Annotated in this window: 23 protein-coding genes; 14 read left to right on the forward strand and 9 right to left on the reverse strand. The window is 54.8% G+C overall.

The window, feature by feature from the left end:
* Positions 1-137: 137 nt before the first annotated feature.
* From LH51_RS07055 to LH51_RS07085, 9 genes are all read right to left on the reverse strand, one after another.
* Positions 138-662, reverse strand: a complete 525-nt coding sequence (locus tag LH51_RS07055; protein WP_052063540.1) for a hypothetical protein — start codon at positions 660-662, stop codon at positions 138-140.
* Between the two features lie 467 nt (positions 663-1,129).
* Entirely contained in the window at positions 1,130-2,248 is a 1,119-nt protein-coding gene (locus LH51_RS07060; RefSeq protein ID WP_235263587.1) for an aminomethyltransferase family protein, read from the reverse strand.
* Between the two features lie 68 nt (positions 2,249-2,316).
* The gene (locus tag LH51_RS07065; protein ID WP_327124507.1) at positions 2,317-3,129 is read right to left on the reverse strand and encodes a heme-dependent oxidative N-demethylase family protein; all 813 of its coding nucleotides are present in this window, start codon (positions 3,127-3,129) and stop codon (positions 2,317-2,319) included.
* The gene (locus tag LH51_RS24150) at positions 3,096-3,347 is read right to left on the reverse strand and encodes a hypothetical protein (RefSeq protein WP_327124509.1); all 252 of its coding nucleotides are present in this window, start codon (positions 3,345-3,347) and stop codon (positions 3,096-3,098) included. Before LH51_RS24150 ends, LH51_RS07065 begins: the two co-directional genes overlap by 34 nt.
* A gap of 9 nt (positions 3,348-3,356) precedes the next feature.
* The gene (locus LH51_RS07070; RefSeq protein WP_036521004.1) at positions 3,357-4,304 is read right to left on the reverse strand and encodes a PDR/VanB family oxidoreductase; all 948 of its coding nucleotides are present in this window, start codon (positions 4,302-4,304) and stop codon (positions 3,357-3,359) included.
* A gap of 1 nt (position 4,305) precedes the next feature.
* The gene (locus tag LH51_RS07075; protein WP_052063541.1) at positions 4,306-4,803 is read right to left on the reverse strand and encodes a dimethylamine monooxygenase subunit DmmA family protein; all 498 of its coding nucleotides are present in this window, start codon (positions 4,801-4,803) and stop codon (positions 4,306-4,308) included.
* Positions 4,804-4,833: 30 nt separating this feature from the next.
* Positions 4,834-6,771 (reverse strand): DUF1989 domain-containing protein, encoded by a 1,938-nt coding sequence (locus LH51_RS07080; RefSeq protein ID WP_200881900.1) that lies wholly within the window; start codon positions 6,769-6,771, stop codon positions 4,834-4,836.
* Positions 6,772-6,866: 95 nt separating this feature from the next.
* On the reverse strand, positions 6,867-7,115 hold the full coding sequence (locus LH51_RS21285) for a hypothetical protein (protein ID WP_200881901.1): 249 nt from the start codon (positions 7,113-7,115) through the stop codon (positions 6,867-6,869).
* A complete protein-coding gene (locus LH51_RS07085; RefSeq protein ID WP_235263588.1) occupies positions 7,087-8,514 on the reverse strand; it encodes a flavin-containing monooxygenase in 1,428 nt (475 codons plus the stop codon). The genes LH51_RS21285 and LH51_RS07085 overlap by 29 nt, the downstream gene beginning before the upstream one ends.
* A gap of 355 nt (positions 8,515-8,869) precedes the next feature.
* On the opposite strand from LH51_RS07085, the gene LH51_RS07090 reads away from it, so the two are divergent.
* The 14 genes from LH51_RS07090 to LH51_RS07135 all read left to right on the forward strand — a co-directional run bounded on the left by LH51_RS07090 (position 8,870) and on the right by LH51_RS07135 (position 19,142).
* On the forward strand, positions 8,870-10,000 hold the full coding sequence (locus tag LH51_RS07090; protein ID WP_052063542.1) for a histidine kinase: 1,131 nt from the start codon (positions 8,870-8,872) through the stop codon (positions 9,998-10,000).
* Positions 9,997-10,662 (forward strand): response regulator, encoded by a 666-nt coding sequence (locus tag LH51_RS07095; protein ID WP_235263589.1) that lies wholly within the window; start codon positions 9,997-9,999, stop codon positions 10,660-10,662. The genes LH51_RS07090 and LH51_RS07095 overlap by 4 nt, the downstream gene beginning before the upstream one ends.
* Before the next feature lie 2 nt (positions 10,663-10,664).
* On the forward strand, positions 10,665-11,465 hold the full coding sequence (locus tag LH51_RS07100; RefSeq protein ID WP_052063543.1) for a PAS domain-containing protein: 801 nt from the start codon (positions 10,665-10,667) through the stop codon (positions 11,463-11,465).
* Between the two features lie 34 nt (positions 11,466-11,499).
* Entirely contained in the window at positions 11,500-12,366 is an 867-nt protein-coding gene (purU, locus tag LH51_RS07105; RefSeq protein WP_036521006.1) for a formyltetrahydrofolate deformylase, read from the forward strand.
* On the forward strand, positions 12,363-13,274 hold the full coding sequence (folD, locus tag LH51_RS07110) for a bifunctional methylenetetrahydrofolate dehydrogenase/methenyltetrahydrofolate cyclohydrolase FolD (RefSeq protein WP_052063544.1): 912 nt from the start codon (positions 12,363-12,365) through the stop codon (positions 13,272-13,274). The genes purU and folD overlap by 4 nt, the downstream gene beginning before the upstream one ends.
* A 221-nt stretch (positions 13,275-13,495) precedes the next feature.
* Positions 13,496-14,137 carry an isopenicillin N synthase family oxygenase gene (locus LH51_RS21290; RefSeq protein WP_200881902.1) on the forward strand — a complete coding sequence of 214 codons (642 nt, stop codon included), beginning with the start codon at positions 13,496-13,498 and terminating at the stop codon, positions 14,135-14,137.
* Positions 14,130-14,531, forward strand: a complete 402-nt coding sequence (locus LH51_RS21295) for a 2OG-Fe(II) oxygenase family protein (RefSeq protein ID WP_200881903.1) — start codon at positions 14,130-14,132, stop codon at positions 14,529-14,531. The genes LH51_RS21290 and LH51_RS21295 overlap by 8 nt, the downstream gene beginning before the upstream one ends.
* 17 nt (positions 14,532-14,548) lie before the next feature.
* Positions 14,549-15,649, forward strand: coding sequence for a BMP family ABC transporter substrate-binding protein (locus LH51_RS07120; RefSeq protein ID WP_036521007.1), 1,101 nt, complete (start codon positions 14,549-14,551; stop codon positions 15,647-15,649).
* Positions 15,649-16,143, forward strand: coding sequence for an ATP-binding cassette domain-containing protein (locus tag LH51_RS18970; protein WP_052063545.1), 495 nt, complete (start codon positions 15,649-15,651; stop codon positions 16,141-16,143). The genes LH51_RS07120 and LH51_RS18970 overlap by 1 nt, the downstream gene beginning before the upstream one ends.
* Entirely contained in the window at positions 16,083-16,571 is a 489-nt protein-coding gene (locus LH51_RS18975; RefSeq protein ID WP_144244204.1) for a hypothetical protein, read from the forward strand. Before LH51_RS18970 ends, LH51_RS18975 begins: the two co-directional genes overlap by 61 nt.
* 14 nt (positions 16,572-16,585) lie before the next feature.
* Positions 16,586-16,852, forward strand: a complete 267-nt coding sequence (locus LH51_RS18980) for a hypothetical protein (RefSeq protein ID WP_144244205.1) — start codon at positions 16,586-16,588, stop codon at positions 16,850-16,852.
* A 35-nt stretch (positions 16,853-16,887) separates the two neighbouring features.
* Complete coding sequence (locus LH51_RS18985) at positions 16,888-17,160, forward strand: hypothetical protein (RefSeq protein WP_160173694.1); 273 nt, start codon at positions 16,888-16,890, stop codon at positions 17,158-17,160.
* Positions 17,161-18,228 carry an ABC transporter permease gene (locus LH51_RS07130; protein ID WP_052063549.1) on the forward strand — a complete coding sequence of 356 codons (1,068 nt, stop codon included), beginning with the start codon at positions 17,161-17,163 and terminating at the stop codon, positions 18,226-18,228.
* Complete coding sequence (locus LH51_RS07135) at positions 18,225-19,142, forward strand: ABC transporter permease (RefSeq protein WP_036521009.1); 918 nt, start codon at positions 18,225-18,227, stop codon at positions 19,140-19,142. Before LH51_RS07130 ends, LH51_RS07135 begins: the two co-directional genes overlap by 4 nt.
* Positions 19,143-19,145 lie beyond the last annotated feature (3 nt).

A 19,145-nucleotide genomic window follows, 5' to 3' on the forward strand; every position in this document is an offset into this window, starting at 1 on the left:
TGCTACCTGGCTACCACGTTCTTTACGTCGCTGTGCCTGGGCTTTATTGAAGGTTACGGATTCAGCAAAGCGTGGATCGCGTTTGCGGAACTGGTTATCGGCAATGTAACCATCGATACCCAAGCGATAGATCAGCTTCATATTGGCGTCACTGTGGAAGCCACTATCAGCCGTGATCTTGGCTTTGCGCAGAATCGAGGAGTCCGGTTGTAACTGCCGGAACTGACGATTAACATGGGTTCCAATGTGTTCTGTTCCTGACCGGCGCCATAGGCGTGCGCATGGACAATGATCTGGTGTTTGTGATCAACAGCAGCAACGCCGTTGTAGCCCTGTATCACGCCCCATGAAGTCTTCATCTTGGCACTGTCTGGATCAGTGATATTTCCTTTTACCGGAGTACCACGCTGACCGAGCCGTTCAGGCGCGGTCGCTAAGTGCTTTTTTCTCTTGGCAGAGACCTTTTCCAGTTTCTCAACCTGGGCTTGTTCTCGGGTGAGGACTTCAGGCGGTTGATCCTGACGGTCATCGTGCTTATGTGCGGTCAGCATACGTGAAACCGCACGGTCAATCTTGGCCTGTTTACGGTTTAATTCAGCGCGTGCACCGCTCCACTCTTTGGCGGCATTGGAGGGTAGCTTGCAGCCATCGATGGCAAACATTTTCCGACCAGTATGGCATGCCGGTAGATACTACGCTGCCCATCTTTAAGAAAATCCATACCAGTGGGTTTTACGATACCCCATGCTCTTTATTGCTTTCTTGAGCCAAAGCAGCACCTTCAACTATTTGCTCAATTGTAATTTTAACGAAATCTTTTAGATCCAACTCAGTACTCCCTTTTTAGGTAGTGCTATAACAGCCCATTAATGATGCTTCGACCTCATAATATATACAAAAAGGTATACCTTTTTAACGTGTCCATGGTCAATGATTATTTTTAGTGTATTGATATTAAAAGATATTTCCTCGATGTCTATTCGCTATACACCCTAAAAAGGTTACCAACCCAACGCGCTCCAAGAGAAAAAGGTAATAGTCGTGTGAAGTGCTGTGGGTGAGGTATTTCGGCGTCTGCCTTACGCCTCCCCCACTCAATCTCTGAATGCCGGGAGGCGTGCGTTTAGGGTTAGCCCTTGGCGGTACGTTTGGTTTTTTCCGGGTCATCAAATGGCAGGGTGTTGGCGATGGCGGTGGTGTTGAGCTGGCCTTTCACCTCCAGTGGGGTGCCTTGTTCGGCGTAGCCGGGTTCCAGGCGGGCGATGGCCATGGATTTGCCGGTGAGGCGTGAGAACATGGCGCAGGTGATGACGCCGACCTGGCGGCCATCGGCCCAGAGGGTGTCGCCTTCACCGGCAGCTTCTGTGGCATCTACCAGTACGCCGAAGATTTTGAAGCGCTGTTTGCCTTGCAGGCGGGCATGCTCCAGGCCGCCGCGGAATTCACCTTTGGTGGGCGATACGGTGAAGTCGAGGCCCAGTTCCCAGAGGGTGTCGCCAGCGGGTTCGTTGTCGAAGGGGTATTTTTCTGAGTTGTCATAGGGGAAGAACAACAGGTAGCTTTCCACTCGGAGCCAGTCGAGGGTGGTGAAGGCGCAGGGTACTATGCCCATCTCGGCGCCCTGCTCCAGGATGCTGTCCCAGATGAGTGGCGCATCAGCGGCTTTGCAGAAGATTTCGTAGCCGCGCTCGCCGGTGTAGCCGGTGCGGGAGATCATTACCGGGCAGCCGAAGAGTTTGGTCTGCAGGTGATGAAAATAGGCCAGTTCGCGGATGCCTTCGACGTGTTTTGCCAAAAAATTCACCGCCAGCGGTCCTTGCAGTGACAGGTCGTGCAGGTCGTCATCGAAGAGGATGGCGACCTGGCGACCTTGGGCGGAGCGTACCAGCATTTCATAGCCGTTACCGGCACCGTGTACCACCATGAAGGCATTGGGTCCGGTGCGGTAAATGACGCAATCATCGACAAACTTGCCAGCTTCATTGAGGAAGGTGGCATAAACGGATTTGCCCGGATAGACCTTGGAGATGTCGCGGGAGGTGGCATAGTCGAGCAGGGATTCGGCATGGGGGCCGACATAGTGGACTTTTTTCAGTCCGGAGACATCCATGAGTCCGGCACGGGTGCGGATCGCTTCGTGGGCATCGGCCAGGTCTGTCGCATAGGTCCAGGCGGTGCCCATACCATTCCAGTCTTCCAGGTTTGAACCCAGGGCCCGGTGACGTTCTGCCAGAGCGGTCTGCGCCAAGAGTTTGCCATAGTCTATTCTCCTGTGGCTCCGTGCGGAGCCGGTTATGCGGGTGATAAGTCGGTGTGTCAGGCGGTACAGGTGGCCACTTCCGGGTCAAACTGGCGCAGCCATTCCACCACCAGCGGGCGGTATTGACTGAGACCCTTGTAGTCAGCCAGTTCATCCGGCAGATCGCGCAGCACCCGGTGCAGGCGACAGGCCCATTCGGGTTGGGTCACCAGTTCTTCCAGACTGATCAGATAGGTGCGGATGCTGAACATCAGCGCATTACTGCGTGGCAAGCGGGCCAGAAACTGTAATTCCACGCGCAGGTGGACTAACTGGGCGAGGTTTTCAGCTGTGACGCTGCTGCGCTCATGGCCCCATTCGTGGAAGGTTTCGGATGAGGTATCCAGGCGCGGGTTAACGGTCATGGTCCAGTTGAGTCGTCGTACCGGACGGTCGACCTGGATGTGCATCAGGTATTTCAGTGCCCGGTCAAATACCCCCATCTGGTGCGCCATGGGCACCGGGGCATGCCATTCGGTAAAGCTCATGCCGGCATCAAACTTTATCGACCAGTCGGCGGGACCTGTGACCATACCGGCGTCCATCCACAGGTTGTTTTCGCGTTGATCCAGCAGGGCAAAGTCCCCCTGAATCTGACGGGTGATATATTCCAGTGGTTCATAGGGCAGGCTGCTGGCATCACCGAAGGTAAAGGCCTGTTGCAGATCCAGTGCCCGGTTTATCCACAGCCATTGGTCTCCGTCTCGCTGCAGGGAAAACCACTCTGGATAATCCTGAGACAGGTGTGTCATCAGCATCTCCAGCGTATCCCAGGCGGCCTGTTGCATATGAGGCATTACCAGACAGCGATCCGGATCGCGCGACAACACCTGGCGCGCTCAGCCACTTCCGAGCGGTAGTGCTCATCGATATCGAACCAGTGTTCATAGACAGAACCCGGTGCCCCTTTGTTGGCGGGTTCAATATTCACGGAATACATGTACTGGTCTTCCGGAAAGGGAAACGGAAAGCGCTTGATCGCTTCAGGGCTGTTGCGAAAGCTGAAGTCGTTGCGGTAGCTCTCAACCGGTTTGAGTGTCGTAGGCATAGGTTTCTCCTAAAGGTCCAGCACCAGAGTGCTGTTACAGGCACCCCGTGATACACAAGGCATCAGCGCGTGAGATTGATCGGATGGCGGCAGGAAGCTGTCACGGTGTTCAACCTGACCGGACAGATAAGCGGTGGCACACTGACCACACACGCCACCACGGCACAGGTTGGGCAGGACGATCTCAGCGGCTTCCAGTGCTTCCAGCAGGCTCTCATCGGCGCCGACCGCCAGGGTTTTATCCTGTTTGGCAAGATGAACCTGAAAGGGTTGTCCTGGCTCAGGTGCGGCAAAGGCTTCCCAGTGCAGGCGTGCTTCGGGCCATCCCATCGCCGCGGCTGTTTGCTGTACCGCCTGTAGCAAGCGTTCAGGTCCGCAGACATACACTTGGGCTCCCAGCGGCTGTCCGCTCAGAATCTGCTCAATATTCAGGCGCTCTCCACGGTGACTGTCGTAGGTGCAAACCAGCCCGTTGGGGGCTTGCTGCAGTGACTCGGCATAGGCGTGGGTCAGCCCACCGGTATAGGCATAGTGGAGTTCGTGGGAGATGCCCTGGCGAAGCATTTCCGTGCGATAGGCCATAAACGGTGTGATGCCGATGCCCCCGGCGATAAGAATATGATGCTGTGCCTGGGAGCTGGGTGCGAACAGGTTGGCCGGTAGTGCGATCTGCAGGCTATCCCCTTCCCTGACGGCTTCATGCAGGTAACGGGAACCGCCGCGGGAGCTTTCCTGCAAGCGCACGGCAATGCGGTAGCAGGACAGGTCGGCGGGGTCACTCAACAGCGAATAAGCGTTTTTCAGTGTGCGGCTGGGGGTTGGCAGCTGGAGCTGAATATGGCTACCGGGCGAAAAGCCTGGCAGTGCGCTGCCGCTGGGTGTCAGGGTAAATTCTTTGATCACCGGGGTCAGCGACTCAATCCGGCTGACGGTGACCTGAATAGCGGATGGATTCATCTCAGCGCTCTCCATAGGGTTGGTCGGCATTCAGGCACACGCCCATATAGGCGCCGAGGCGTTTTGAAAAATGCTCCCGGATGGTGAGGTGGACACCGCAGTGCTGGCAGGTCACCTCATCGTCCTGGGATACCGGTTGCAGCTGGCTACAGTGGACACAGTAGACCTGGCGCCCTTCGTCCGCTTTTATCAGCGACATCTCGGCATCCAGCAGTCCGGCGGCCCGGGCCTGGTTGCGACAGTTCCAGATAAAGGTTTCATCCCCACTGATACACAGGTGCGTGCCCGGATGGCAGGCTTGCAACAAGGTGTTTAATGCACTGAAATCCGGGCTATCAACCGAGGGTTGCCACACCTGTGTCCCGGCTGGCAAACCCTGCAGCAAGGGCGTGCTGGCTGTCTGATGGCCCGGCTGTAGCGCCAACAGGTAGTGCTTAGCCTGGGGGATCTCGGTGGATGACAGGTAGCGCGGTGCGCTGGCTAGTGGATCATTCATCATCACTTCTCCTGATTGAGTGCCTGATTTAACTCAGGCCCGTACACGGCTCTTGTCCGGGTCATAAAAAATCGCTGCACAGACCTCGGCATCGATGCGTTTTTGCAGTCCGTCCAGTTTGCCGATCTGCACTGCCTGACCTGGATCGGCATAGCGCACATCGATCCGGCACAGCGCGATACAGCGTCCCAGCAAGGGTGAGTGTGTGGCACTGGTGATGACACCGACCTGTGCCCTGCCCTGATAGACTGGATCGCCATGATGTGCCGGTTCATTGCCCTGCAGCTGTAAACCCACCAGCTTCTGCTGTGGATGATCACGGCGTTCAAGCAACGCCTCGCGGCCAATGAAATCGCCTTGCTTGCTCTTTAGTGGCACGCAGAAGCCGATACCCGCGGTGAAGGGGTCGGTTTGATCGCAGAATTCGTAACCGGCAAAAATCAACCCGGCTTCAATACGCAGGGTATCCAGCGCATCCAGTCCCAGCGGGGTCAGCCCCATGGGTTCACCTAGCTTCCAGAGACGCTGCCAGAGTTGTGCCGCATCATTCGGGTGGCACCAGATCTCATAGCCCAGCTCACCGGTATAGCCGGTACGAGAGACCATCAGTGGACAGCCGTTGTAATCATCCAGGCGACCCTGGGTAAAGCGGAACCAGCCCAGGGTTTCCAGACTGGGCTGGGTGGCCGGTGTCCAGATAAGTTGTTTGAGCAGTTCACGACTCAGCGGGCCCTGCACGGCAATATTGTGGATCTGATCGGATGCGGATTTAATCCACACCTTCATGCCCAGACGCTCGGCCTGTTCACGCAGCCAGATACCGGCGTAGTCTTCACCGCCTATCCAGCGGAAATTGTCCTGGCCCAGGCGCAACAGCGTGCCATCATCCAGCATGCCGCCATGTGGATAACAGAGCGCACTGTAGACCACCTGCCCCACAGCCAGCTTGTGGATATCCCGCGTCAGGCAGTAATCCAGCAGGGCTTCGGCATCCGGGCCGATAACCTCGAATTTACGCAGTGCGCTCAGGTCCATCACCGCGACCTTCTCACGGCAAGCCAGGTATTCCTGGGTACGCCCGGCATGATTAAATTGGGTCGGCAACCACCAGCCGCGATAGTCGGTAAACTGTTGCGTCATCTGGGAGAGCATCGGGTAAAAGCCGCTCTGGCGGGTGAACACCGGGTCGGCATCAGCAGTGATTCGTGTGGTCATGGCGTGACTAAAATGCTCCTTGGCTGAGTAGGTGCGGATATGAATGTCGGTAGGCTGCCAGCCATTGGCCGGATCGATATCATCCGGACAGGAGGTGCTGACACAGACCAGATCCTGCAGGGCGCGCAGCAGTACATAGTCACCAGGGCGTGACCAGGGTTCGTCAACCTGTAGTTGCTGGTGGGCATCAATACTGGTGTTGAAAAAGAAGTTGATCGCAGGCCAGCCGGGGCGTGCGGCGACGCCATAGGGTTGCAGTTCCCGGCTGATATTGTCGCTGCAGTTGTCATGCCCGAAATAGCCCTGGCTTTCGTAGTAACGCGCGGTGCAGGCCAGCGCAAAGGTGTCATGTCGCCCGACGGTGTCCTGAACCACTTCCAGCATGGGTTGCATTTGCTGATCATAAAATTTGCTGAACAGGCCGGGACCCGGGTAGGCCAGGCTGTTGAGGGTACGCGTTACCGTCGGGTCGAGCTCGATACACTGCCCCTGAGCCAGCGCCTGTTGGCTGAAGGCGACAAAATCGGAACATTGACGCCCGGCGACATCAATCACCTGAATATAGTCACCGGCTTTTACCGAATAGGCTCTGGCGGTGCCAGGTTGCAGGGTGAATTCGTCGATCACCTCAGCCAGGGGCTCCGGCAAGCGGGTCGAGGGATCTGTTGCGTTGACGGGTGTATGCCATACGCAAAGCTCACTGGCGCGCTGTTGCTGATGCACCGGTGTGTGACCGCCGGGTGCCGCCAGTAACACCGTGACCGGCTGGTGGCAGATCAGGGTACGGCTATGGCCTGCCGGGGTGGAGCCCGTCCACAGTCGGGCGGCATTGGGGAAATCGATCGGGTAGTCTAGCTGCTGTGCAATAAACCCCCTTCCGGATCGCTTTCCAACGCCAGTGCCGCCAATGCCACTTTTCCTTCACTGTCCAGAGCCATGAGCTCAGCGGGTTGGCAGCCTTCGGTATCGATGACCTCCAGCTGATCACCGGCTACCAGCTCTAGCCTGAGTAGAGTGCCCGGTGCGACAGAATAGCGCTGACGTGCACTGTTGCGTGAAAACAGCGCTGGCTCAGCGGGTGAAGATATGCTCGGCATCATTGTCATGATCCTGTTCCTGCAGCCATGCTGTTGCGTCACACAGCCGACTTGAGCTGAGGTGTTTCCTGAAGATAAGCTTCCAGTGAGTCATCCAGGCAGCAAGCCAGGGGGTGTGGTGAGGGGTGGCCTGGGTGCCAGTCATTAATGAGCGGTAGCATTTGTCGCGATAGCCCATGATGTCTTCGTACTTGTCATGCTTCCAGGCGAGAAAGGTTTCGTTGACCGCCTGAATGTCGAAGCTGGGGTAGTCGGTGGCATCGATAAGGTGCTGGATATAGCTGCCCTGAAACTCAAACATCTCCTGAGCGGTTTGCAGTGTTTCCTCCTGATCGCGCCAGGCCTGATTATCAGCCTGCATACTGGCCTTGTCTGGCAGTGGGATACGCCCGAGGATCACATCACGTGCATACCAGGCCTGGGCATCAAACATGTTGAAGGAGTACCACTGATCCTGCATGCCCAGATAGAGAAATTTGGGGTTATCTTCCCAGAAAATGCCTTTGTAAAGTTTCATCGGCCAGAGGCGGTTATCGGTTTTTAAGCACAGCTCTTCAGGCAGGAAGGGGAAGAAATGCTTGTAGCCGGTGCAAAGAATGATGGCGTCAATGTGTGTATGGCTGCCATCGGCAAACCAGGCTGTATCGCCTTCAACACGTTGCAACAAGGGCTTTTCTTCCCAGTTATCCGGCCATTTGTAGCCCATGGGGGCGGAGCGATAACAACTGATAATGGAGCGGGCACCGTATTTGTAGCACTGTGAACCTATATCTTCAGCGGAGTAGCTGCTGCCGACCACCAGAATATCCTTATCTTTGAATTCCAGTGCATCGCGGAAATCATGCGCATGTAGTACTCGGCCTCCGAAGCGTTCAAAGCCCTCAAAATAGGGCACATTCGGGGTGGAAAAGTGGCCACAGGCATTGATGACATAGTCAAAGGTTTCGGAATAGACACGGTTTTGCGTATGGTCTTGTACCGCAACGCTAAACTGCCCCGTAGTTTCATCAAAGCTTACCTGACGTACCGCGGTGTTAAAGCGGATATAGTCACGTACACCAGCCTTCTCAACACGGCCTTTAATATAGTCCCACAGCACTTCTCGCGGTGGGTAGGAGCCAATCGGGCGGCCAAAGTGCTCATCAAACGTGTAGTCGGCAAACTCCAGGCACTCTTTCGGCCCGTTGGACCAGAGGTAGCGGTACATACTGCCGTGTACCGGCTCACCGTGTTCATCCAGCCCGGTACGCCAGGTATAGTTCCACATGCCGCCCCAGTCACTCTGTTTTTCAAAGCAGACCAGCTCTGGAATCTCGGCACCCTTGGCGGCGGCTGACTGGAAAGCACGTAGTTGTGCCAGCCCACAAGGCCCTGCACCAATGATTGCTACGCGTGTTTTCATCTGTGTCTCTCCCTTGTTCGTGTGTCCATCGGTCAATTCAGTAATGACCCGATGCTAGCGCAGAGACCCCTGGCTGAAACTCTCCTGTTGTGGATACCCCATTGGGATATACCCGGATGGATTGGGGCTGTGGCACTATCAAGCGGCAGTCAGATACCGGGATGCATTGAAATGGTGCAGCCTGTTGACGCCGCACAAGCGATGCCAATAAAATTTACTGAAAGGAAATATATATTCTTAAAGGTTTTATTGTTGTGGGTATGACCTTTTAGTGAATTTATGCGGGGTACAGGGTGGAAAAGGCACAGAACTTGCTGAGTTGAGTCTATTGATTGACTAACAGGATGAGGTTCAGATGCCATTTCATTTGCTTGCTAAAGGGGGTTTGCAGCTCTGGCGATGGGTGGGTTGGTCCCGCCCTGTAGAGGAACCCGTGCAACAGCAATGGCTGGTTGGGCTGCCGCTGGTGCTGCTACGCCAGTCAAACCTCGATGAGGCGCTGCGTGACTGGCTCACTGGGTTAGAAATGCAGCTGCTTTCCAGTGGTGCGACGCTGATCCTGCATACCCCAAAGGGGTTGCACAAGGTTGGCCGTGAGGGACTTTGTACCCGGCATGACAGCTGCCCCTGGGTAGCCGGAGCTGATCGTTGTCCGGCCGTGGGGCGTCTGAATACCTGTATTCAGTGTATGCGAGTGGGTCGGCATCGCGTGGTGTGCGGGGTGAATGATGGGCATGGCAGCGTGGGTATTCTGATGTTGGAGTTTGCCCGTCCACCTCGCGCGCATCAGAAACGGCAACTGTCCGAGGTCGCACAGGTTTTGAGTGAAACCCTGGCTCTGGTGCTGGATGAGCGTCAGCGTCGACAACGGGATCTGGCCGCAGAGCGGGCAATGCTGTCGCGTGAATTGCATGATTCCGTGGCTCAGGAGCTGAGTTATCTGCAAATACGGGTTAGCCGTATGGCGTCAGTATTGGACAACCCGGAGCGGCCTGGTGAAGCCGCCGTGATGCTACAGGATCTGAAAAGTAATGTGCAACGCGCCAACCGTCAGGTGCGTGAACTCATCTCGCTGTCCCGTCTGACCATGGATGGGCGCAGCCTGAATGAGGCGATCCGGGCATCGGTGGATGAGTTTTCACGGCGCAGCAGTTGTGTGTTTGAACTGGATAACCGCATTTCGGAGCAGCGAATGGGTGCCGAAACAGAACTGCAGGTATTGCATATTGTGCGTGAGGCCTTGGCCAATGTGGTGCGCCACTCCCATGCCCGGCAAGTGCTGGTGTGCTTAAAAGAGGTCAGGGATCAGGGTGTAGAGGTGTGTATCGAGGATGACGGTATCGGTCTACCCGCTGTAGCGGAGCCAAGCGGTCACTATGGCTTGCAGATGATGCAGGAGCGGGCCCGCAGTATCTCGGCCTGCCTGACAGTGGAGCCGCGACGCCCTAAGGGCACCCGGGTTTGCCTGCTTTGGAGAGACCAGTGAATAGCCAGTTGACGTTGCTGCTGATTGATGACCATGCGCTGTTACGCCAGGGGCTGGCAGAGTTGCTCGGTGCTGTGCCTGAATTTCATATTCTGGGTACAGCGGCAAGCGCTGATGAAGGCTTGCAACTGGCGCTGGCCGATCCACCGGATATCGTGTTGCTGGATTGGCATCTGCCCGGCATTCAAGGCAGTGAAGCCTTGCAGCGCTTCAAGCAGCAGTTGCCGGAGAGCCTGGTGATTATTCTGACGGCCTCGGATGATCAGGCGGATCTGCGTCAGGCGCTGGCGGCCGGTGCCAATGGTTATGTGCTCAAGCATACCGAGCCGGAACAGCTGGTAGCGCAGTTACGCGGCTGTCACAAGGGTAGCATCACCCTGGACCCGCTGATGCTGCAAGGCCTGCACCAGCCTGTTGAGGTTGAAACGCCTGATTTGAATCAGGTGGTACTGACAGAGCGGGAGCAGCAAACCCTGCTGTTGATAGCCGACGGACTGAGTAACAAGCTGATAGCCAGAGAGCTGGGTATCAGTGATGGAACGGTCAAGATCCATGTGAAGCACCTGCTGACAAAACTGCAGCTGCACTCGCGGCTGGAGCTGGCGGCCTGGGCTCACCGGGGTGGTTTTTTGCAAAGGATGCAGCAGGCATCCAGGAGATAGGAATGAAGTCATTGTTGGCACATCAGAAAACCCTCAGTAGCTGGTGGTACGGCCTGCTGGCAAGCCTTCGTCGTGAGCGAGGGCAAGAATTTGAAAGCCTGCCGCTGGCGCTGGCGCGTCTGGATCACCAGGGCGCTATCCAGCAACTCAACAAAGGCTGGGAGGAATTGACCGGCTATCCGGTACAGGCATGTCTGTATCGTGCCCAGGCCAGCTATATGCATCCCGAGGATCAACCTCTGTGGAAACAGGCGCTGATACGCTTGGGCAAGGCTCCTCTGGGGGCCTGGGAGCAGATGCAACTGCGTTTTCTGACGCCTGATGGTGAACGGCGCTGGGTGGAAGTACGCCTCAGACATTATAGCCAGGGTTTTATTGTCAGCCTGGGCGATGCCACCCTGCAGGTGGAAAAGCAACAGGCCCTGGCCGCCCGCCATCGCAGCCTGTGTAATTTACTCGATAGTTTGCCCGCGATGGTGTACCGCTGTCGCAACAACCGCCACTGGACCATGGAGTATGTCAGTGAAGGCTGTACCGACCTGACCGGTTACCGCCCGGACCAGTTAATTAACAGCCAGGTGGTGACCTTCAACAGCCTGATTCATCCGGATGACCGGGACAGGGTCTGGGCCGAGGTGCAACAGAGTTTACAGGCCAGGAGCCCTGCCTGCCTGGATTACCGGCTGATAACCGCCGATGGCTGCACCCGCAGCGTGCATGAGCGCGCCAGTGGTATCTACTCGGACAACGGCGATGTACTGGGAGTTGAAGGGATTATATTTGTTTCACATATGCCGCACTGATGGCCATTAATAGCGAACCTTAAGAGGACTCAACATGCAACACGATACACACCACTTTATTCTTAAAACCAGCTGCCCGGCAACCTCGGGTATCGTCGCCGCCGTGTCCTCTTACCTGTCGGACAACAGCTGTTACATCAGTGAAATGTCGCAATTTGATGATGAGTTCAGTGGCCGCTTTTTCATGCGTGCGGTGTTTCGTTTCAATGCCGGACATGAGGGTGATATCCAGGCGATACAGGCTGGATTTGACGAGGTTGCCAGCCGATTCGATATGACCTGGGAACTGCACAGCAGTGATCGTCCGATGCGTGTGTTGCTGATGGTGAGTAAATTCGACCATTGTTTGACCGATCTGCTGTACCGCTATCACAAAGGTGAAATTGATATGCAGATTACCGCTATCGTCTCCAACCACCTGGATCTGCGCCCAATGGCTGAGCGTGAGGGTATCCGGTTTGTATATTTGCCGGTGACCAAAGACAATAAGCTCCAGCAAGAACAGCAGCTACTTCAGATAGTCGAAGAAACCGATACGGATTTGGTGGTGCTGGCGCGCTATATGCAAATATTGTCAGATGATTTATGTAAGCAACTGGCCGGTCGGGCGATCAATATCCACCACTCTTTTCTGCCTGGTTTTAAAGGCGCTAAACCTTACCACCAGGCGTTTGACCGGGGAGTTAAACTGATCGGTGCCACAGCGCATTATGTGACTTCAGATCTTGATGAAGGCCCGATCATCGAACAGGAAGTGCAACGCGTGGATCATGGTTATAAACCTGAAGATCTGGTCAATATAGGTCGCGATACCGAAACAGTGGCACTGTCAAAAGCAGTAAAATACCACCTCGAACATCGCGTATTTCTCAATCAGGACAAAACGGTGATTTTCCGATGAATACACAGCTGGCATTGCAGGATGCGCCCTTTAAACGCATCGATGGTAAACGCGCCTCAGCACGGGTGCTGTCCGAGGTGGCTGAACAGGTGAAGGGGCTGCAACAGCAAGGCGTTCAACCAGGGCTGGCCGTGGTATTGATCGGTGAAGATCCCGCCAGTCAGGTCTATGTACGCAACAAAGTGTTGCGTGCTGAAGAGGTGGGTATCTACTCTCTGGAGCACAAACTACCGGCCGATACCACGCAAGAAGATTTATTAGCGTTGATCGAAGCTTTGAATAAGGATCCGAAAATACATGGCATTCTGGTGCAACTGCCCTTACCTGCCGGTATGGATGAAACTCAGGTGCTGGAGTCAATCAATCCATTAAAAGATGTGGATGGTTTTCACAGTAGTAATGTCGGTGGTCTTAGTCAGGGTCGTAAGGTGCTGACTCCCTGCACACCGGCGGGCTGCATGCGCCTGCTGCAGGATAGCTGCGGTGACCTGACCGGCTTGCATGCGGTGGTGGTAGGACGCTCCAATATCGTCGGCAAACCCATGGCCGCCCTGTTGCTGCAAGCCAATTGCAGCGTCACCCTTGTGCATTCCCGTTCACGCGATATAGAACGCCTGTGTCGCGACGCCGATATCCTCGTCGCGGCGGTTGGTCGACCGCAGATGATCAAGCGCGACTGGGTTAAACCAGGCGCAGTGGTGATCGATGTGGGTATCAACCGTATCGCATCAGACAATGGCACCCGATTGGTGGGTGATGTCGACTATGAAGATGTTTACGACCAGGTCGCGGCAATTACCCCGGTACCCGGTGGTGTTGGCCCTATGACGATTGCGATGTTGATGCAGAATACGCTGGAGGCGGCAAGGATGCAGTTGAGCAACGCCAGTAGTAAAACTTGCCTATGAACCTTTCTTGCCCTCACATAGGGCGCTGAGCGCCCTATGTGAGGGCGTTTTTACTTAGCATCTCTTATTTGCTGTGCATTATGCACAATTTATGCTTCGCAATCAGACCTGTTTTTTGTACAAACCCTCCCTTAATGCCATGGCACACCTCTTGCTTTAACAACTAATACACAAAGTTGCTATGTGCCCAGTGCACAGTCTTTTCAACGGGAGATGCTTGCATGAATACGGTTATTACGGGGTTGGGGCCTCGCGCTGTTACAGCCTCTGGCCTGGACGCCAGAAGTCTCGATTTTTCAGAAATACCGCAGATAGATATTTCGCCGCTGTATGGTTCTGACCAACAAGCGCGCTTACGCGTTGGAGAGGCTGTGCGTAATGCTTGTACGCTGGTTGGGTTTTTTTATGTCACCGGCCATCAGGTACCTCAAAGTGTTATAGATACGACTTTTTCGGCGGCTAAAAGCTTCTTTGCCCTCCCTCTGAGCGAAAAAATCAAACTGGACATTAATCGCTCAATGAACATGCGTGGCTATACCCCGTTATTGCATGAAAATACCAACGTTGAAGGTAAGGGTGATCTGCACGAAGGCTTTGATATCGCCTTGGATGTGCCTCTGGATGATGAGGATGTCCGTGCCGGTGTGTTTGGCTATGGACCGAATCAGTGGCCGGAAAACCTGCCGAGTTTTCGTGAAGCACTGCAGGCCTATCATCAGGCCATGCTGGATTTGGGCGGCATGATCTTTCGTGCATTTGCGCTGGCGCTGGAGCTGGATGAGCAGTATTTCCTGCCTTATATTACCAACCGATGGCACATATGCGGTACTTTCTTATCCCTCCCAAGAGGGACAGGTGGATGAGCAGCAGATCGGCATAGGCCCTCATTCCGATTATGAGTGCTTCACTATTTTGCGTACCGATGAAGTTCCTGCCCTGCAGGTACTCAATAGCCAGGGTGACTGGATACAGGCGCCACCGATTCCGGGGGCCTTCGTTGTCAATGTCGGCGACCTGATGGCACGTTGGACGAATAATTATTTTGCCTCCACCCTGCATCGTGTCATTAATGCCTCAGGACGCGAAAGATTTTCTATTCCGTTTTTCTTTGGGCCTAACTCCCAAAGTCTTATAGAGGTACTGCCGACCTGCCAGAATCCTGATTGGCCTGCGCAATACCCGCCAATCATATCTGGGGACTATATCCGCTCCCGTTTCGATCAAACCTACCAACTTCGTCAACCCACAACACTCTAAATTGAATGAGGTGACCTATGCACCGCTTATCTGTTCCTGCTGTATCGCGTATTGCTACTGCATTGTTGTTGTTTTCCGTCGCGTGCTTCAGCCAGGCTGAACCCTTTACCCTGGAAGGTGATCCCGTTGTTGCATTTATCTATGCCTCTCCTGCCAAGGATGGGGGTTGGAATGAGGCACTTGATAACGCCCGTCAAAAGGTTGCTGATGAACTGGATGTGAAAGTGATGGTGGCTGAAAGCATTCCTGAAGAAGCTTCCGCACTGGTGAATGCAATCGACCTGTTTGTTCGTCGCGGTGCCAATATCATTGTTGCCACTACCTATGGCTATTCTGAAGGCGTTAAACAGGCGGCTGAAAAGTATCCACATGTTGCCTTTTTGTCTGCATCAGGCATTCATAACACCGAGAATCTGGAGAGTTTCTACGCCAGAACCTACGAAGCCTGGTACCTGGCAGGTATGGCGGCAGGGTCGGTGAGTGAAACCAACAAGCTAGGCATGCTGGGCGGTTTTCCGGTTTCGGTAGTGAACTGGGATATCAATGGATTTGCGCTGGGTGTTCAGGCGAGCCAGCCTGATGCCAGCGTCAATGCCATCTATACCAACTCATGGTGGGACCCTGTACGTGAAGGCCAGGCCGCCCAGTCGTTGATTGAAATGGGTGCGGATGTCATTGCCAATAACCTCTCCTCTTCAGCACCTTTTTCGGCCGCTGAACGCAATGGTCATTACAGTGTTGGTTTTCAGTTGGACATGAGTGGCGCGGCCCCTAATGGCCACCTGACATCGGTGGTATTCAACTGGGATAAATACCTGATTCCAACTATCCAGAATATCATTGAGGGTAGCTGGGAGCCCAATCCCTATGGCGCTTTTCCTGGATTGGCTGAAGGGGTTGTGGATATCACCCCACTGCATGCCGATGTACCTGCCGAAGCGCTGGCTCAAATTGAAGCGGTGAAAGCCGAGATGATGCAAGGCCAATTCTCGCCCTTCACCGGGCCGCTGTTAAAGCAGGATGGAACTGAAATTCTGGCTGAAGGCGCTGAACTGGATGCGGGAGACGTATGGGGTATGGATTACCTGGTTAAGGGTGTTGTCGGGTCAACGCGCTGATGAGCCAAGCCAATTTTCAGACACTGCATCTTCGTGGTTTGTGCAAACGCTTTGGTGAACGCACTGTGTTGGAGAATGCTGGCTTTGAGCTCAACTCAGGTGAGGTGCATGCCCTGTTGGGCGAAAATGGTGCCGGTAAATCGACACTGATGAATCTGCTCACGGGCGTGTATGTGCCAGACCAAGGCGACATCGTCTTGGATGGACAAGCCTGCTCGATCCGCAAGCCAACAGATGCTACCGCACAGGGTATCGGGATGGTGCATCAGCATTATCGGCTAGTTGAGCGTTTCAGTGTTGCCGAGAATCTGATACTGGCGGCCGACCGCTCTCCTGAGCTGCAACGTTTATCGGTTGCCGCAAAAACCCTGCAGGCAACCGCTGAGCAGCTAGGGTTAACCTTGATCCTTACGCACGCGTTGCCGATCTTTCGGTGGCTGAACGTCAGCGTGCGGAAATTTGTAAGGTCCTGGCGTTGGGGGCACGGATACTGATTCTGGATGAGCCTACTGCCGTACTCACTGACGCCGAATCAACGAGTCTGCTGACAGCGATTCGGCGTATGGCAAATGCCGGCAAAGGGGTCATTCTGATTACTCATAAGCTCAGGGAAGTGGTAGGCCACAGTGATCGAGTGACTATCTTGCGCCAGGGACGTACAGTGGCCTCGAACTTATCCACAGGGTCTCTCACCCAGGCACAAATCGCACATTTGATGATGGGTGATGTGGCGGCCCCCCAACGACAACCCTCTAATCTGCAAGCCCATGGCCCTGACTTACTGGTTGCCGTTGGCTTGAGTGCCTCTCGCAATGATGGCTCAACGGCTATTTCTGACATAGCTATCAGGCTACGTCGTGGGGAAATTGTTGGAGTGGCTGGTGTGGGTGGACACGGGCAGGCTCAGCTCTGTGAAGCTTGATGGGACTCCTGCCAGTGGATAGCGGGTCATTACAGTTGGACGGCTTTTCCATTTCGCATAGTTCAGTGTCGCAGCGACGTGCCTACGGATTGCGTTATATACCCGCCGATCGTGCCGCTAATGCGCTGGCGCTTGAGTTGCCGGTCAGCGATAACCTGGCGCTGACCAAGGTGGCCTCAGGGCGCAAAGGACGCTTTTGGATTTCACCTAAAGGCCTGTCTCAGGATGCGAAAAATGCCATTACAGACCATCGGATTACCGGTGCAAGCCTCATGGAGTGACTCGGCTGCTCTCAGGAGGCAATGCGCAAAAATTGGTGCTGGCTCGGGAACTGGATCAGGATTGTGTTGTGGCCATTGCCCACTCACCCACACGTGGGTTGGATGTGAAGTCCTGCGGCACGGTACATGCCGCCTTACGTGAATTAACTTCGCGAGGCGGTGCTGTCTTGCTGATTAGTGAAGACCTGGAGGAAATCATGACCTTGTCTGATCGTATTCTGGTGATGAATGCTGGACGCATCACCGGAGAGTTGCCTGGTACGGCCAGTGCCAACGAAATCGGTGCGCTGATGATAGGAGACCACTGAATGGCTGTGCAGTTTGCTCTCCAGCGTCGGGTAGACATATCCTTTTTAAGAAGCTCCCTGACCTTTGCCGGTGGGTTGTTGTTGGGTGGGGTGCTCTGTGTTGCGCTACTCGTTCAGGCAGGTGTGCCTGCCGACATGCTATTTGAAGATTTGGTCTGGCAGGTGTTCTTTCAAACAGATGGTCTGGCTCAGACCTTAACCCTGTCGATACCTCTGATTCTGGCTGGTTTGTCTGCGGCCTTGGCTCTGCGAGTGAAGTTCTGGAATATCGGCATTGAAGGACAGCTTTGGTTAGGTGCGATTGCCGCCATGGCGGTATCGATCAACGGGATTGGCAGCGATAGCTATCGCTGGGTACTGATGCTGCTGGCGGCGATGGCGGGCGGTGCTATATGGATCGCAATCCCCTTGTGGTTGAAAGAGCGTTTTCACGCCAGTGAACTGGTTGTGACCTTGCTGTTGACCAACGTGGCCTATCAGTTGTTGCAGCATTTGCTGTTTGGGGTCTGGCGAGATCCGACGCAAAGCTTTCCAATTTCACCCGCTATCAGCGCCTCAGAACGTTTAACTAAGCTTGGCTTTGGCAATTTGCACACTGGATTATTTGTCTCCATCGGCATGGTATTGCTGGTTATGTGGGTCATGGAGCGTAGTCGTTTTGGCTTCCAGTCGCGTGTTTTGGGTGCTAACAGACGGGTTGCCGAAGCCAGCGGTATCGCTGTTGGAACGACACTGGTGGTGATGGTCTTGCTGTCAGGCGCTATGGCAGGTTTAGCCGGAGGACTCCTGGTTGCGGGTACCGAATACCGTTTGACTCAGCATCTGGGTTGGAACATGACCTTTTCTGGAATCGTGATTGCGTTTATTGCCCGCTTCCGGCCTTTCTGGGTGTTGCCGGTAGCGGTGGTCTTGGCCGGTGTGTATAACGCCGGAGCCTCACTCAAGGTGTTTTACGGTTTGACCGAAGCTACGGTGTTGCTGATGCAAGGCATCGTATTGCTTTCACTATTGTGGTGTCAGTTTATGGCGGCATTTCGCATAGACAGACGTAAAGAGGTGACTGTATGAGTTTTTTGGCATTTTGGTTGGCTAGTATTCCCGTCTCCGCTTTACCGCTGTTACTTGCTTGCCTGGGGCTGATTTTGTCTGAGCGCACGGGGGTGGTGAACCTGGGGGCTGAAGGTTATATGGCCGTTGGGGCTATGACCGGTGCAGTTGTGACGCTGTTATCCGGATCGCCCTGGTTGGGCGCAGGCGCAGGGTTGCTGGCCGGTGGTTGCCTTGGGTTGCTGTTTGCCCTTTCTGTGGCCGTGCTTAAAGCGGATCAGATACTCAGTGGCTTGGCGGTAATGGCAATCGGGTTGGGAATTTCGGGTTTTGTTGGCCGTCATTGGGTACATCAGCCTTTTAATGGTATGAATGCGCTGGATCTACCTGACTTACAACAGCTGCCGTTGTTGGGTGGATTGCTGTTTAAACAGCCGTTGCTTGCCTGGGTGTCCATCTTGCTGGTGATACTGGTCGCCTGGGTGCTGCACTATACCCGCTTTGGTCTGCGCTTCACCGCTGTTGGAGAAGACCCCGCCGCCGCAGATAATGCCGGTGTTTCCGTCCCCGGTATGCAGGTGTTGGCGGGTATGCTGTGTGGTGCTTTGTGTGGACTGGGTGGCGCCTATCTATCCGTTGCCAGCGCCCATGTCTGGGTTGACAATATGGTTGCCGGACGAGGATGGATAGCGCTGGCCCTGGTGGTATTTGCGCGTTGGCGCCCAGGTCGAGCCTTGATTGGTGCGTTGTTGTTTGGTGCGGTAGACATGTTATTACCCAGGTTACAGGCACAAGGGTTACCTGTACCTGTCTATTTGATGGGTATGCTCCCCTATCTGCTGACCATACTGGTGTTGGTGCTGGCGGCGCGTTCACGCTATCGCGATGAGCCTGCGGCACTGGGGGTTACCTACTTACGCCAAGATCGTCACTAGGAA

The organism is Nitrincola sp. A-D6 (genome assembly GCF_000764495.1).
Lineage (GTDB): Bacteria > Pseudomonadota > Gammaproteobacteria > Pseudomonadales > Balneatricaceae > Nitrincola.

What these genes read in the sequence shown, in the direction of transcription:
- LH51_RS07055 (WP_052063540.1), bottom strand. Translation starts at nt 662, where the DNA reads ATGTTTGCCATCGATGGCTGCAAGCTACCCTCCAATGCCGCCAAAGAG.
- LH51_RS24150 (WP_327124509.1), bottom strand. Translation starts at nt 3,347, where the DNA reads ATGCCTACGACACTCAAACCGGTTGAGAGCTACCGCAACGACTTCAGC.
- LH51_RS07070 (WP_036521004.1), bottom strand. Translation starts at nt 4,304, where the DNA reads ATGAATCCATCCGCTATTCAGGTCACCGTCAGCCGGATTGAGTCGCTG.
- LH51_RS07075 (WP_052063541.1), bottom strand. Translation starts at nt 4,803, where the DNA reads ATGATGAATGATCCACTAGCCAGCGCACCGCGCTACCTGTCATCCACC.
- LH51_RS21285 (WP_200881901.1), bottom strand. Translation starts at nt 7,115, where the DNA reads ATGATGCCGAGCATATCTTCACCCGCTGAGCCAGCGCTGTTTTCACGC.
- LH51_RS07085 (WP_235263588.1), bottom strand. Translation starts at nt 8,514, where the DNA reads ATGAAAACACGCGTAGCAATCATTGGTGCAGGGCCTTGTGGGCTGGCA.
- LH51_RS07090 (WP_052063542.1), top strand. Translation starts at nt 8,870, where the DNA reads ATGCCATTTCATTTGCTTGCTAAAGGGGGTTTGCAGCTCTGGCGATGG.
- LH51_RS07100 (WP_052063543.1), top strand. Translation starts at nt 10,665, where the DNA reads ATGAAGTCATTGTTGGCACATCAGAAAACCCTCAGTAGCTGGTGGTAC.
- purU (WP_036521006.1), top strand. Translation starts at nt 11,500, where the DNA reads ATGCAACACGATACACACCACTTTATTCTTAAAACCAGCTGCCCGGCA.
- folD (WP_052063544.1), top strand. Translation starts at nt 12,363, where the DNA reads ATGAATACACAGCTGGCATTGCAGGATGCGCCCTTTAAACGCATCGAT.
- LH51_RS21290 (WP_200881902.1), top strand. Translation starts at nt 13,496, where the DNA reads ATGAATACGGTTATTACGGGGTTGGGGCCTCGCGCTGTTACAGCCTCT.
- LH51_RS07120 (WP_036521007.1), top strand. Translation starts at nt 14,549, where the DNA reads ATGCACCGCTTATCTGTTCCTGCTGTATCGCGTATTGCTACTGCATTG.
- LH51_RS18970 (WP_052063545.1), top strand. Translation starts at nt 15,649, where the DNA reads ATGAGCCAAGCCAATTTTCAGACACTGCATCTTCGTGGTTTGTGCAAA.
- LH51_RS07130 (WP_052063549.1), top strand. Translation starts at nt 17,161, where the DNA reads ATGGCTGTGCAGTTTGCTCTCCAGCGTCGGGTAGACATATCCTTTTTA.
- LH51_RS07135 (WP_036521009.1), top strand. Translation starts at nt 18,225, where the DNA reads ATGAGTTTTTTGGCATTTTGGTTGGCTAGTATTCCCGTCTCCGCTTTA.